A 14,021-nucleotide genomic window follows, 5' to 3' on the forward strand; every position below is an offset into this window, starting at 1 on the left:
TCCATGCCGGCGCGGCGGTCCGCCGCCGCGCCGCTGGCAGTGAACTGAAAGCCCATCGACACAGCATTCCTCCTTCTGGAGAACACCATGAAAGACCTGCTCAACCTCTTCAACCAGCAGCGCCAGACGCTGGACTTCGACGCGATCAAGATCGCGCTGGCCTCGCCGGACCTGATCCGTTCGTGGTCCTTCGGCGAAGTGAAGAAGCCGGAAACCATCAACTACCGTACCTTCAAGCCGGAACGCGACGGCCTGTTCTGCGCCGCCATCTTCGGCCCGGTGAAGGACTACGAGTGCCTGTGCGGCAAGTACAAGCGCATGAAGCACCGCGGCGTGGTCTGCGAAAAGTGCGGTACCGAAGTGACCCTGGCCAAGGTGCGCCGCGAGCGCATGGGCCACATCGACCTGGCCTCGCCGGTCGCGCACATCTGGTTCCTCAAGTCGCTGCCGTCGCGCATCGGCCTGATGCTGGACATGACCCTGCGCGACATCGAGCGCGTGCTGTACTTCGAAGCGTACGTGGTGACCGAGCCGGGCCTGACCGCCCTGGAGCGCCGCCAGCTGCTGACCGAGGAACAGTACCTGCAGGCGCGCCAGGAACACGGTGACGACTTCGACGCCGCCATGGGCGCCGAGGCCGTCTACGAACTGCTGCGCACGATCGACCTGCAGTCCGAGATGACCCGCCTGCGCGAGGAAATCGCCGCTACCGGTTCGGAAACCAAGCTCAAGCGCCTCACCAAGCGCATCAAGCTGATCGAAGCCTTCCTGGAATCGGGCAACCGTCCGGAATGGATGGTCATGACCGTGCTGCCGGTGCTGCCGCCGGACCTGCGTCCGCTGGTCCCGCTGGATGGCGGCCGCTTCGCGACCTCCGACCTGAACGACCTGTACCGCCGCGTCATCAACCGCAACAACCGCCTGCGCCGCCTGCTCGAACTGAGCGCGCCGGACATCATCGTGCGCAATGAAAAGCGCATGCTGCAGGAATCGGTCGATGCACTGCTGGACAACGGCCGCCGCGGTCGTGCCATCACCGGCACCAACAAGCGCCCGCTGAAGTCGCTGGCCGACATGATCAAGGGCAAGCAGGGCCGCTTCCGCCAGAACCTGCTCGGCAAGCGCGTCGACTACTCGGGCCGTTCGGTCATCGTGGTCGGCCCGTACCTGCGCCTGCACCAGTGCGGCCTGCCGAAGAAGATGGCGCTTGAGCTGTTCAAGCCGTTCGTCTTCGCCAAGCTGCAGCGTCGTGGCCTGGCCACCACCATCAAGGCTGCCAAGAAGCTGGTCGAGCGCGAAGAAGCCGAAGTCTGGGACATCCTGGAAGAGGTCATCCGCGAGCATCCGGTGATGCTGAACCGTGCGCCGACCCTGCACCGCCTGGGCATCCAGGCGTTCGAGCCGGTACTGATCGAGGGCAAGGCCATCCAGCTGCACCCGCTGGTCTGCACCGCGTTCAACGCCGACTTCGACGGTGACCAGATGGCCGTCCACGTGCCGCTCTCGCTGGAAGCCCAGCTGGAAGCGCGTGCGCTGATGATGTCGACCAACAACATCCTGTCGCCGGCCAACGGCGAGCCGATCATCGTGCCGTCGCAGGACGTCGTGCTGGGTCTGTACTACATGACCCGCTCGCTGGAGAACAAGAAGGGCGAGGGCATGGCCTTCGCCAACATCGCCGAAGTCAAGCGCGCCTACGACAACCGCGTGGTGGAACTGCACGCCAAGGTCAAGGTCCGCATCACCGAGGTGGTGACCGACGAAGACGGCAACAAGCAGAACAAGACCTCGATCGTGGACACCACGATCGGTCGCGCCCTGCTGGCTGAAATCCTGCCGGAAGGCCTGCCGTTCGCGCTGGCCAATGTCGAGCTGACCAAGAAGAACATCAGCCGCCTGATCAACTCCAGCTACCGCCAGCTCGGCCTGAAGGACACGGTCGTGTTCGCCGACAAGCTGATGTACACCGGCTTCGCCTATGCGACCCGCGCCGGCGTCTCGATCGGCATCGACGACATGCTGATCCCGGACGAGAAGAAGGGCATCCTCACCGAGGCCGAAGCCGAAGTGCTGGAAATCCAGGAGCAGTACCAGTCGGGCCTGGTCACCGCCGGCGAGCGCTACAACAAGGTGGTCGACATCTGGTCGCGCACCAACGAGCGCATCGCCAAGGCGATGATGGACACCATCGGTACCGAGAAGGTCGTCAATGCCAAGGGCGAGACCATCGACCAGAAGTCGATGAACTCGCTGTACATCATGGCCGACTCCGGTGCGCGTGGTTCGCAGGCGCAGATCCGTCAGCTGGCCGGCATGCGTGGCCTGATGGCCCGCCCGGACGGCTCGATCATCGAGACGCCCATCAAGGCGAACTTCCGCGAAGGCCTGAACGTGCAGGAGTACTTCAACTCCACCCACGGTGCCCGTAAGGGTCTGGCCGATACCGCGCTGAAGACCGCGAACTCGGGTTACCTGACCCGTCGCCTGGTCGACGTGGCGCAGGACGTGGTGATCACCGAAGTGGATTGCGGTACCACCGAAGGCCTGATCATGACCCCGATCGTGGAAGGCGGCGACGTGGTCGAGCCGCTGAAGGATCGCGTGCTGGGCCGCGTGGTTGCCGAGGACGTGTTCCTGCCGGGCAACGACGAAGATCCGATCGTCACCCGCAACACCCTGCTGGACGAAGCCTGGGTTGCCAAGCTGGAAGATGCCGGCGTGCAGACCATCAAGGTCCGCTCGACCATCTCCTGTGAATCGGCCTTCGGTGTCTGCTCGCGCTGCTACGGCCGCGACCTGGCGCGTGGCCACCTGGTCAACATCGGTGAAGCGGTCGGCGTCATCGCCGCCCAGTCCATCGGTGAGCCGGGTACCCAGCTGACCATGCGTACGTTCCACATCGGTGGTGCGGCGTCGCGAGCTGCTGCGGTCGACAACATCACCGTCAAGACCACCGGCTCGGTCAAGTTCAGCAACCTCAAGTCCGTGGAGCACGCCAACGGCTCGCTGGTGGCGGTGTCGCGCTCGGGCGAAATCTCGGTGCTCGATGCGCACGGCCGTGAGCGTGAGCGTTACAAGCTGCCGTACGGTGCAACCATCACGTCCAAGGACGGTGATGCGATCAAAGCTGGCCAGACCGTGGCCAACTGGGATCCGCATAACCACCCGATCGTGTCGGAAGTGGCCGGCTTCATCCGCTTCATCGACTTCGTCGACGGCGTCACCGTCATCGAGAAGACCGACGAGCTGACCGGCCTGGCCTCGCGCGAAATCACCGATCCGAAGCGTCGTGGTACCCAGGCCAAGGACCTGCGCCCGATCGTGCGCATCGTCGACGCCAAGGGCAACGACCTGTCGATCCCGGGCACCGACCTGCCGGCGCAGTACCTGCTGCCGCCGCGTTCGATCGTCAACCTGCAGGACGGCGCCCCGGTGGGCGTGGGCGACGTCGTCGCCAAGATCCCGCAGGAAGCGTCGAAGACCCGCGACATCACCGGTGGTCTGCCGCGCGTGGCCGACCTGTTCGAAGCGCGCAAGCCGAAGGATCCGGCGGTGCTGGCCGAGCGTTCGGGCATCATCAGCTTCGGCAAGGACACCAAGGGCAAGCAGCGCCTGATCATCAAGGACACTGATGGTTCGGAGCACGAAGAGCTGATCCCGAAGTACCGCCAGGTCATCGTGTTCGAAGGCGAGCATGTCACCAAGGGTGAAACCATCGTGGACGGCGAGCCGAGCCCGCAGGACATCCTGCGCCTGCTGGGTGTCGAGCCGCTGGCTGCCTACCTGGTCAAGGAAATCCAGGACGTGTACCGCCTGCAGGGCGTGAAGATCAACGACAAGCACATCGAGGTGATCACCCGCCAGATGCTGCGCAAGGTCGAGATCACCGACCAGGGCAGCAGCAAGTTCCTGAACGGCGAACAGGTGGAGCGCCAGCGCGTTATCGAGGAGAATGCGCGCCTGTCGACCCGCAACGAACTGCCGGCGCGCTTCGATCCGGTTCTGCTGGGTATCACCAAGGCCTCGCTGGCGACCGAATCGTTCATCTCGGCGGCCTCCTTCCAGGAGACCACCCGAGTGCTGACCGAGGCTGCCGTCCGCGGTACCAAGGACAACCTGCGTGGCCTGAAGGAAAACGTCATCGTCGGCCGCCTGATTCCGGCCGGTACCGGCCTGTCCTACCACAGCAGCCGCCGTCGCGGCGCTTCCGGTCTCACCGACTCGGAAATGCAGACCCTGGCCGGCACCCCGGCTGCGGTCGAGTCCCCGGTGGTTGAAGCCGAAGCTGAACAGGCCTCGGGCGAAGAATGAGGTATCCGGTCCGGCCGCAAGGCCGGACCACCCCGTCGGTCCATCGATGGGATTGGGAAAGGGCAGGGGAGATCGTCCGCGATCGACCCAGCCAACCTGAACGGGGTACATGGAGGCCCCCCAGTAACGTCCCGGGATCAGGGACGGGCTTGACAGGAGGCGTTTGACTGCTTTCCTTGCAGGTTGCTACAATCGTCTGTCTCAGCAGGCCAAAATTTCGGCCTGCTTTAACATTTCCGCATCTCTGGCCGGATTTTCCGGCCACCAATCAGAAGAACCTACTGATGGCGACGATCAACCAGCTGGTCCGCAAGCCGCGGCAAGCGACCACCTACAAGAGTGCCTCGCCGGCGCTCGACAAGTGCCCGCAGCGCCGTGGCGTCTGCACCCGTGTCTACACCACCACTCCGAAGAAGCCGAACTCGGCTCTGCGCAAGGTTGCCAAGGTCCGCCTGACCAACCAGGAAGAAGTGATTTCCTACATCGGTGGTGAAGGCCACAACCTGCAGGAGCACTCCGTGGTCCTGATCCGCGGCGGTCGCGTCAAGGACCTGCCGGGTGTGCGTTACCACACCGTTCGTGGCTCGCTCGACGCCGCCGGCGTTGCCAAGCGTCGCCAGGCCCGTTCCAAGTACGGCGCCAAGCGTCCGAAGGCATAAGGAGAGAGCACTATGTCGCGTAAGGGTAATACTCCGCAGCGTTCCGTCCTGCCCGATCCGAAGCACGGAAGCGAAACCATCGCCCGTTTCATCAACATGGTCATGCAGAGCGGCAAGAAGTCCGTCGCCGAAAAGATCGTGTACGGCGCCATGGACGTGATCACCGAGAAGAACAGCAGCGCCAACGCCATTGAACTGGTGCAGAAGGCTCTGGACAACGTCGCTCCGGCGGTCGAAGTCAAGTCGCGCCGCGTCGGTGGTGCCACCTACCAGGTGCCGGTCGAAGTGCGTTCGTCGCGCAAGATGGCCCTGGCCATGCGCTGGTTGATCGACTCCGCGCGCAAGCGTGGTGAGAACACCATGCCGAAGAAGCTGGCTGCTGAACTGATCGACGCCTCGGAAAACCGCGGCGGCGCCATCAAGAAGCGCGAAGAAACCCACCGCATGGCCGAAGCCAACAAGGCATTCGCCCACTACCGCTGGTGAGTTTGACGGCCTTGTAAAACAGGCAGGGCAGCACCACTTCGGTGCGTGCTGCCTCGCGGTCCCAGAAGGACTGCGCCAATCCGAAGGCCGCCGAAAGGCGGCGTTCGGCCATCCGAAATCCAAGAAATCTGAGAGGCTCCCGTGGCCCGTTCCACTCCCATCGAGCGTTACCGTAACTTCGGCATCATGGCTCACATCGATGCCGGCAAGACCACCACGTCCGAGCGCATCCTGTTCTACACCGGCAAGAGCCACAAGATCGGTGAAGTGCACGACGGCGCCGCCACCATGGACTGGATGGAGCAGGAGCAGGAGCGTGGCATCACGATCCAGTCCGCTGCCACCACCGCGTTCTGGAAGGGCATGGACAAGTCCCTGCCGGAGCACCGCTTCAACATCATCGACACCCCCGGGCACGTCGACTTCACCATCGAAGTGGAGCGTTCGCTGCGCGTGCTCGACGGTGCCGTCTTCGTCCTGTGCGCCGTCGGTGGCGTGCAGCCGCAGTCGGAAACCGTGTGGCGCCAGGCCAACAAGTACCACGTGCCGCGCATCGCGTTCGTCAACAAGATGGACCGCACCGGTGCCAACTTCCAGAAGGTCGTCGGCCAGCTGAAGGCCAAGCTGGGTGCGGTTGCCGTGCCGATGCAGCTGCCGATCGGCGCTGAAGACAACTTCAAGGGCGTCGTCGACCTGCTGAAGATGAAGGCCATCCACTGGGATGAAGCTTCGCAGGGCATGAAGTTCGAATACAGCGACATCCCGGCCGAACTGCAGGGCCCGGCTGAAGAGGCTCGCCAGTTCATGGTCGAGACCGCTGCCGAAGCCAGTGAAGAGCTGATGGAAAAGTACCTGGGCGGCGAAGAGCTGGCCGAGGCTGAAATCATCAACGCCCTGCGTACCCGCACCCTGGCCACCGAGATCGTGCCGATGTACTGCGGCTCGGCCTTCAAGAACAAGGGCGTGCAGGCCATGCTGGACGGCGTGATCCAGCTGCTGCCGTCGCCGGTCGACGTGCCGGACGTGAAGGGCGTGGACGTTGACGACGACACCGTCGAAATGACCCGCAAGTCGGACGACAAGGCTCCGTTCTCGTCGCTGGCCTTCAAGATCATCACCGACCCGTTCGTCGGCGCGCTGACCTTCTTCCGTGTCTACTCGGGCACCCTGAACGGTGGCGACACCGTGCTGAACTCGGTGAAGGGCAAGAAGGAGCGCATCGGCCGCATCCTGCAGATGCACTCGAACAACCGCGAGGAAATCAAGGAAGTTCTGGCTGGTGACATCGCCGCTGCCGTGGGTCTGAAGGACACCACCACCGGTGACACCCTGTGCGCCGTGGACGCCCCGATCATCCTGGAGCGCATGACGTTCCCGGAGCCGGTGATCTCGATGGCCGTCGAGCCGAAGACCAAGTCGGACCAGGAAAAGATGGGCCTGGCCCTGGGCCGCCTGGCGCAGGAAGATCCGTCGTTCCGCGTCAAGACCGACGAAGAATCCGGCCAGACCATCATCTCGGGCATGGGCGAGCTGCACCTGGACATCATCGTTGACCGCCTGAAGCGCGAGTTCAACGTTGAAGCCAACGTCGGTGCGCCGCAGGTGGCCTACCGCGAAACCATCACCCTGGCTGACGTCAAGTCGGACTACAAGCACGCCAAGCAGTCCGGTGGTAAGGGTCAGTACGGTCACGTCGTGATCGAACTGTCGCCGATCACTGCTGCCGACCGTGCCGATCCGAAGATCGCTCCGATGATCAAGGACGACTTCCTGTTCATCAACGACATCACCGGCGGCGTGATCCCGAAGGAATTCATCCCGTCGGTCGAGAAGGGCCTGCGCGAAACCATCACCAGCGGCCCGCTGGCTGGCTTCCCGGTCGTGGACGTCAAGGTGAAGCTGGTGTTCGGTTCGTACCACGACGTCGACTCCTCGGAAATGGCGTTCAAGCTGGCTTCGTCGATGGCCTTCAAGCAGGGCTTCGCCAAGGCCAAGCCGGTGCTGCTGGAGCCGATCATGAAGGTCGAGATCGTGACCCCGGAGGATTACCAGGGTGACGTGATGGGCGACGTCAGCCGTCGTCGCGGCGTGCTGCAGGGCTCCGACACCACCGGTGACGGTTCGGCCAGCATCATCAACGCGATGATCCCGCTGGGTGAAATGTTCGGCTACGCCACTGCACTGCGTTCGCAGACCCAGGGCCGCGCCACCTTCACCATGGAATTCGATCACTACGAGCCGGCTCCGACCAACATCGCCGAAGCCGTCATGAAGAAGGGCTGAGCCTCGCTCAGCCTCTCTTGAAACCACTTACGAACAATCAAGGTATAGAACAATGGCAAAGGGTAAGTTCGAACGCACCAAGCCGCACGTCAACGTCGGCACCATCGGTCACGTCGACCACGGCAAGACCACGCTGACCGCCGCACTGACCAAGATCGGTGCCGAGCGCTTCGGTGGCGAGTTCAAGGACTACTCCTCGATCGACGCCGCGCCGGAAGAAAAGGCGCGTGGCATCACGATCTCGACCGCGCACGTCGAATACGAATCCCCGACCCGTCACTACGCCCACGTTGACTGCCCGGGCCACGCTGACTACGTCAAGAACATGATCACCGGTGCCGCCCAGATGGACGGCGCGATCCTGGTGTGCTCGGCCGCTGACGGCCCGATGCCGCAGACCCGTGAGCACATCCTGCTGTCGCGCCAGGTCGGCGTGCCGTACATCGTCGTGTTCCTGAACAAGGCCGACATGGTGGACGACGCCGAGCTGCTCGAGCTGGTCGAGATGGAAGTGCGCGAGCTGCTGAGCAAGTACGAGTTCCCGGGCGACGACACCCCGATCATCGCCGGTTCGGCCCGTCTGGCGCTGGAAGGCGACCAGAGCGACATCGGCGTGCCGGCCATCCTGAAGCTGGTCGACGCGCTGGACAGCTGGATTCCGGAGCCGGAGCGTGCGATCGACAAGCCGTTCCTGATGCCGGTGGAAGACGTGTTCTCGATCTCGGGCCGCGGCACCGTGGTGACCGGTCGTATCGAGCGCGGCGTGATCAAGGTTGGCGACGAAATCGAAATCGTCGGCATCCGTCCGGTGCAGAAGACCACCGTGACCGGCGTTGAAATGTTCCGCAAGCTGCTGGACCAGGGTCAGGCAGGCGACAACGCTGGCCTGCTGCTGCGCGGCACCAAGCGTGACGACGTCGAGCGTGGCCAGGTGCTGGCCAAGCCGGGCACGATCAAGCCGCACACCAAGTTCGAAGGCGAAGTGTACGTCCTGTCGAAGGACGAGGGCGGCCGCCACACCCCGTTCTTCAACGGCTACCGTCCGCAGTTCTACTTCCGCACCACCGACATCACCGGCGCCGCCAAGCTGCCGGAAGGCGTCGAAATGGTGATGCCGGGTGACAACGTCAAGATGGAAGTCACCCTGATCAACCCGGTGGCCATGGACGAAGGTCTGCGCTTCGCCATCCGCGAAGGCGGCCGTACCGTCGGCGCCGGCGTGGTCTCGAAGATCATCGAGTAATCTGGTAGTATCAGCGCCCCGATGTTGCCTGGGTAGGGCATCGGGGCGTATCAAATGGGAAAGCAGGCACAGGATGTGCCTTGTGTTCCCCGGACCAGGAAGGGTCAATGCCATTCAGGCGGCGTCAACAGGCGACTGTTGACAGCTGCCTTGCGTGCCATTATGCTTCTACGTCTGGGCAGGCCGGGTAACTGGTCTGCCTACGTTTTTGAGGTCCATGGATTGACCTTGGCGGCCTGCAGGACTGCGGGCCGTCCGTATTCAGGAATTTCATGGGACAAAGCAACCCAGAGGCTTTGTCTGTCGCTCTTTTAACGAAGGAACCTACCGCCATGGCGGACCAAAAGATCCGGATCCGGCTGAAAGCGTTCGATCATCGTCTGATCGACCGTTCGGCCAGCGAGATCGTTGAAACGGCAAAGCGGACCGGCGCGCAAGTGCGTGGCCCGATCCCGCTGCCGACCAAGATCGAGCGTTACACCGTTCTCGTTTCCCCGCACGTCGACAAGGACGCGCGTGACCAGTACGAGACCCGCACGCACAAGCGCGTGCTCGATATCGTTGACCCGAATGACAAGACCGTGGACGCGCTGATGAAGCTCGAACTGGCTGCCGGCGTCGACGTTCAGATCAAGCTGACCTGAGGACTACGACCATGACGAAGAAGTATTCGTTGGGCTTCGTGGGCCGCAAGGCCGGCATGAGCCGCGTGTTCACTGAAGATGGCCGCTCCATCCCGGTGACCCTGATCGAAGCAACCCCGAACCGCATCGCGCAGATCAAGACCGTCGAAACCGACGGCTACAGCGCCGTGCAGGTGACCGTCGGCGCGCGTCGCGCTGCCCTGGTCAACAAGCCGGAAGCCGGCCACTTCGCCAAGGCGAAGGTGGAAGCGGGTCGTGGCCTGTGGGAATTCCGCGTTGAAGACGCGCAGCTCGGCGATTTCGCCGTTGGCGGCGAAGTCAAGGCGGACATCTTCGAAGTCGGCCAGATCGTCGACGTCCAGGGTGTCACCAAGGGTAAGGGCTTCCAGGGCACCATCAAGCGCCACAACTTCCGTATGGGCGATGCAACCCACGGTAACTCGCTGTCGCATCGCGCGCCGGGTTCGCTGGGTCAGCGCCAGACCCCGGGTCGCGTTTTCCCGGGCAAGAAGATGTCGGGCCACATGGGCGCGGTGCAGCAGAGCACCCAGAACCTGGAAGTGGTCAAGGTCGACGTCGAGCGCGGTCTGATCGCGGTTCGCGGCGCCGTTCCGGGCGCGGCGGGTGGCGATGTGATCGTCCGTCCGGCGAGCAAGGCATAAGGAGAGATGACGATGGAACTCGTTATCACGGGTAGCAACAACAAGGTCTCGGTCTCCGAAGCCGTGTTCGGTCGCGATTTCAGCGAAGATCTGGTCCACCAGGTCGTCGTTGCTTACCGCAACGCCGGTCGCGCCGGCACCAAGGCACAGAAGACTCGCTCCGAAGTGGCTGGTACCACCAAGAAGTCGAAGAAGCAGAAGGGCGGCGGCGCGCGTCATGGCGCACTGACGGCTCCGATCTTCGTCGGCGGCGGTGTCACCTTCGCGGCCAAGCCGCGCAGCTTCGAGCAGAAGGTCAATCGCAAGCAGTACCGTGCCGCCATGTGCGCGATCCTGTCCGAGCTGAACCGTCAGGGCCGTCTGACCATCGTGGAGGCCTTCGACGTCGAAGCCACCAGCACGAAGGGTCTGATCGCCAAGCTGGCCGGCCTGGAAGTGGGCAAGCGCCCGCTGATCGTCACCGAGGAAGCGTCCGAGCACCTGTACCTGTCCGCCCGCAATCTGCCGTACGTGCAGGTGCGTGATGTGCAGGGTCTGGACCCGGTCTCGCTGGTGGGTGCCGACACGGTCGTCATCACCGCTGACGCGGTCAAGAAGGTCGAGGAGTGGCTGGCATGAACAGCAACGAAAAAATCTTCAGCGTGCTGCGTGCCCCGCGTGTCTCGGAAAAGACCGCGCGCCTGCAGGAACTCTCCAATCAGTATGTCTTCGAAGTTTCGAACGAAGCCACCAAGGCCGATGTAAAGGCCGCGGTTGAGCAGCTGTTCGACGTCAAGGTCGAAGCCGTCAACGTGGTCAACGTCAAGGGCAAGAACAAGTCCTTCCGTAACCGTGCTGGCCGCCGCGGCGATTGGCGCAAGGCGTACGTTCGCCTGGCCGACGGCCAGTCGATCGATGTAACGGCCAAGGCCTGAGGTACATCCCATGCCATTGATGAAATTCAAGCCCACCTCCCCCGGCCGCCGTTCGGCCGTGCGCGTGGTCACCCCCGACCTGCACAAGGGTGCTCCGCACGCCGCGCTGGTCGAGTCGCAGAGCCGCTCGGGTGGTCGTAACCACCACGGTCGCATCACCGTGCGTCACGTCGGTGGTGGTGCCAAGCAGCACTACCGCATCATCGACTTCAAGCGCAACAAGCTGGGCATCCCGGCGCGCGTGGAACGCATCGAATACGATCCGAACCGCACCGCCCACATCGCTCTGCTGTGCTACGTCGACGGTGAGCGTCGCTACATCATCGCCCCGAAGGGCCTGAAGGCTGGTGATCAGGTGATCGCTGGTTCGGACGCCCCGATCAAGGCCGGCAACACCCTGCCGCTGCGCAACATCCCGGTCGGTACCACCATCCACTGCATCGAGCTGAAGCCGGGCAAGGGCGCTCAGATCGCTCGCGCCGCTGGTGCGGCCGTGCAGCTGGTGGCTCGTGAGGGCATCTACGCCACCCTGCGCCTGCGCTCGGGTGAAATGCGCAAGGTTCCGGTCGAGTGCTGCGCCACCATTGGCGAAGTCGGCAACGACGAGCACAGCCTGGAAAAGCTGGGCAAGGCCGGTGCCAAGCGTTGGCGCGGCGTCCGCCCGACCGTTCGTGGTGCTGCCATGAACCCGGTTGACCACCCGCACGGTGGTGGTGAGGCCAAGGCCGGCCAGGGTAACCCGCATCCGGTCACCCCGTGGGGTGTCCCGACCAAGGGTTACAAGACGCGCCATAACAAGCGCACTCAGCAGTTCATCGTCCGCGATCGTAGGGGCTAATCGACCATGGCACGTTCACTCAAGAAGGGCCCGTTCGTCGATCACCACCTCGTCAAGAAGGTGGAGGCCGCTGCGGGCAGCAAGAAGCCGATCAAGACCTGGTCGCGCCGTTCGATGATCCTGCCTGACATGGTAGGCATCACCATTGCCGTGCATAACGGCAAGAACCACATCCCGGTTCTCGTCAACGAGAACATGGTCGGCCACAAGCTCGGCGAATTTGCCATCACCCGGACCTTCAAGGGTCACGGTGGTGACAAGAAGTCGGGCAAGTAAGGAGAGATGACAATGGAAGCGAAAGCCATCCTGCGCACTGCGCGCATCTCCCCGCAGAAGGCTCGTCTGGTCGCTGACCAGGTGCGCGGTCTGCCGGCCGAACGTGCGGTCAACCTGCTGAAGTTCTCGGACAAGAAGGCTGCCCACCTGATCAAGAAGGTGGTGGAGTCGGCAATTGCCAACGCCGAGAACAACCAGGGCGCCGACGTCGACGAGCTGAAGGTTCAGACCATCATGGTTGATGAAGGTCCGACCCTGAAGCGTTTCATGGCGCGGGCGAAAGGCCGCGGTACCCGCATCCTCAAGCGCACCAGCCACATCACTGTGGTTGTGGGCGCCGCCAAGTAAGCGGATAAGGAAAAGACCATGGGTCATAAAGTTCATCCGATTGGTATCCGCCTCGGCATTTCCAAGGACTGGAACTCCAAGTGGTACGCCAACAAGGCCGAGTTCGCCGGTTACCTGGCAGCCGACCTGAAAGTGCGCGACATGCTGCGCAAGAAGCTGGCTCAGGCCGGCATCAGCAAGATCCTGATCGAGCGTCCGGCCAAGACCGCTCGCGTGACGATCCACACCGCCCGTCCGGGCGTGGTGATCGGCAAGCGCGGTGAGGACATCGAGAAGCTGCGCAAGGAAGTGAGCGAGATGATAGGCGTCCCGGCGCACATCAACGTCACCGAAGTGCGCAAGCCGGAACTGGACGCGCAGCTCGTTGCCGAGTCGATCGCCCAGCAGCTGGAGCGTCGCATCATGTTCCGCCGTGCAATGAAGCGCTCGGTCGGCAACGCGATGCGCCTGGGTGCCCTGGGCATCAAGGTCAACGTCGGTGGCCGCCTCAACGGTGCAGAAATCGCCCGTTCGGAGTGGTACCGCGAGGGCCGCGTGCCGCTGCACACCCTGCGTGCCGACATCGACTATGGCTTCGCTGAAGCCAAGACGACCTACGGCATCATCGGCATCAAGGTCTGGATCTACAAGGGCGAGGTCTTCGATTTCTCCCAGGTTGGCCAGGAAAAGCAGGACGACACCCCGTCGCGCAACGATCGTCACGATCGCGGCGACCGCGGTGACCGTCAGCGCCCGGCCCGTGAAGCGAGGTAACGACAATGTTGCAACCCAAGCGAACCAAGTACCGCAAGGTACACAAGGGCCGTAACGATGGCCTGAGCTGGAGCGCCAACGCTGTCAGCTTCGGCGAATACGGCCTGAAGGCAACCGCACACGGTCAGCTGACCGCGCGCCAGATCGAAGCGGCCCGCCGCTCGATCAGCCGCTACGTCAAGCGCGGCGGCAAGATGTGGATCCGCGTGTTCCCCGACAAGCCCATCACCAAGAAGCCCATCGAAGTCCGAATGGGTTCGGGTAAGGGTAACGTGGAATACTGGGTGGCCCAGATCCAGCCCGGCCGCATGATCTATGAAATCGAGGGTGTTTCCGAGGAAGTGGCTCGCGAGGCGTTCCGCCTGGCCGCCGCCAAGCTCTCGGTCACCACCACTTTCGTGACCCGTACGGTGCGCTGATGGATATCAAAACTCTCCGTGAAAAGTCGGCTGACGAACTCAAGGCCCACCTGATCGACCTGCGTAAGGAACAGTTCTCTGTCCGTATGCAGCAGGTCACCGGCCAGCTGCCGAAGACCCACGACATTCGCCGGGTCCGTCGCGAGATTGCTCGCGTCAAGACCCTGCTCGGCAGCACGAAGTAA

At 63.2% G+C, this 14,021-nt stretch carries 15 protein-coding genes; all 15 read left to right on the top strand.

Features of this window, described 5'->3' with window-relative positions; all coding sequences use genetic code 11:
- The first annotated feature begins 87 nt into the window (after positions 1 to 87).
- The 15 genes from rpoC (at position 88) to rpmC (ending at position 14,021) form a co-directional block, all read left to right on the top strand.
- Positions 88 to 4,311, top strand: coding sequence for a DNA-directed RNA polymerase subunit beta' (gene rpoC / locus ACM0O9_RS00580; RefSeq protein WP_061480645.1), 4,224 nt, complete (start codon positions 88 to 90; stop codon positions 4,309 to 4,311).
- 284 nt (positions 4,312 to 4,595) lie between these two features.
- The gene (gene rpsL / locus ACM0O9_RS00585) at positions 4,596 to 4,970 is read left to right on the top strand and encodes a 30S ribosomal protein S12 (protein ID WP_004145320.1); all 375 of its coding nucleotides are present in this window, start codon (positions 4,596 to 4,598) and stop codon (positions 4,968 to 4,970) included.
- 12 nt (positions 4,971 to 4,982) lie between these two features.
- Positions 4,983 to 5,456, top strand: coding sequence for a 30S ribosomal protein S7 (gene rpsG / locus ACM0O9_RS00590; protein WP_004145321.1), 474 nt, complete (start codon positions 4,983 to 4,985; stop codon positions 5,454 to 5,456).
- Between the two features lie 141 nt (positions 5,457 to 5,597).
- Positions 5,598 to 7,739 carry an elongation factor G gene (gene fusA, locus ACM0O9_RS00595; protein ID WP_049414677.1) on the top strand — a complete coding sequence of 714 codons (2,142 nt, stop codon included), beginning with the start codon at positions 5,598 to 5,600 and terminating at the stop codon, positions 7,737 to 7,739.
- 52 nt (positions 7,740 to 7,791) lie between these two features.
- Positions 7,792 to 8,982, top strand: coding sequence for an elongation factor Tu (gene tuf, locus ACM0O9_RS00600; protein WP_065178958.1), 1,191 nt, complete (start codon positions 7,792 to 7,794; stop codon positions 8,980 to 8,982).
- Between the two features lie 332 nt (positions 8,983 to 9,314).
- Complete coding sequence (gene rpsJ, locus ACM0O9_RS00605; RefSeq protein ID WP_005408208.1) at positions 9,315 to 9,626, top strand: 30S ribosomal protein S10; 312 nt, start codon at positions 9,315 to 9,317, stop codon at positions 9,624 to 9,626.
- A gap of 11 nt (positions 9,627 to 9,637) precedes the next feature.
- Positions 9,638 to 10,288 carry a 50S ribosomal protein L3 gene (rplC, locus tag ACM0O9_RS00610; protein WP_004145336.1) on the top strand — a complete coding sequence of 217 codons (651 nt, stop codon included), beginning with the start codon at positions 9,638 to 9,640 and terminating at the stop codon, positions 10,286 to 10,288.
- Between the two features lie 12 nt (positions 10,289 to 10,300).
- Positions 10,301 to 10,906, top strand: coding sequence for a 50S ribosomal protein L4 (gene rplD, locus ACM0O9_RS00615; protein WP_005415412.1), 606 nt, complete (start codon positions 10,301 to 10,303; stop codon positions 10,904 to 10,906).
- Positions 10,903 to 11,202, top strand: coding sequence for a 50S ribosomal protein L23 (gene rplW, locus ACM0O9_RS00620; RefSeq protein WP_004145338.1), 300 nt, complete (start codon positions 10,903 to 10,905; stop codon positions 11,200 to 11,202). Before rplD ends, rplW begins: the two co-directional genes overlap by 4 nt.
- Positions 11,203 to 11,212: 10 nt before the next feature.
- A complete protein-coding gene (gene rplB / locus ACM0O9_RS00625; protein WP_004145339.1) occupies positions 11,213 to 12,040 on the top strand; it encodes a 50S ribosomal protein L2 in 828 nt (275 codons plus the stop codon).
- 6 nt (positions 12,041 to 12,046) lie between these two features.
- A complete protein-coding gene (gene rpsS / locus ACM0O9_RS00630) occupies positions 12,047 to 12,316 on the top strand; it encodes a 30S ribosomal protein S19 (protein WP_005415413.1) in 270 nt (89 codons plus the stop codon).
- A gap of 12 nt (positions 12,317 to 12,328) precedes the next feature.
- The gene (gene rplV / locus ACM0O9_RS00635) at positions 12,329 to 12,664 is read left to right on the top strand and encodes a 50S ribosomal protein L22 (protein ID WP_004145348.1); all 336 of its coding nucleotides are present in this window, start codon (positions 12,329 to 12,331) and stop codon (positions 12,662 to 12,664) included.
- 18 nt (positions 12,665 to 12,682) lie between these two features.
- A complete protein-coding gene (gene rpsC, locus ACM0O9_RS00640) occupies positions 12,683 to 13,417 on the top strand; it encodes a 30S ribosomal protein S3 (RefSeq protein WP_414604072.1) in 735 nt (244 codons plus the stop codon).
- A gap of 5 nt (positions 13,418 to 13,422) precedes the next feature.
- Positions 13,423 to 13,836, top strand: a complete 414-nt coding sequence (gene rplP, locus ACM0O9_RS00645; RefSeq protein ID WP_004154486.1) for a 50S ribosomal protein L16 — start codon at positions 13,423 to 13,425, stop codon at positions 13,834 to 13,836.
- Complete coding sequence (gene rpmC, locus ACM0O9_RS00650) at positions 13,836 to 14,021, top strand: 50S ribosomal protein L29 (protein ID WP_004154487.1); 186 nt, start codon at positions 13,836 to 13,838, stop codon at positions 14,019 to 14,021. Before rplP ends, rpmC begins: the two co-directional genes overlap by 1 nt.

The organism is Stenotrophomonas sp. FR012 (genome assembly GCF_047520565.2).
In the GTDB taxonomy this organism is placed as follows: Bacteria; Pseudomonadota; Gammaproteobacteria; order Xanthomonadales; family Xanthomonadaceae; genus Stenotrophomonas; species Stenotrophomonas sepilia.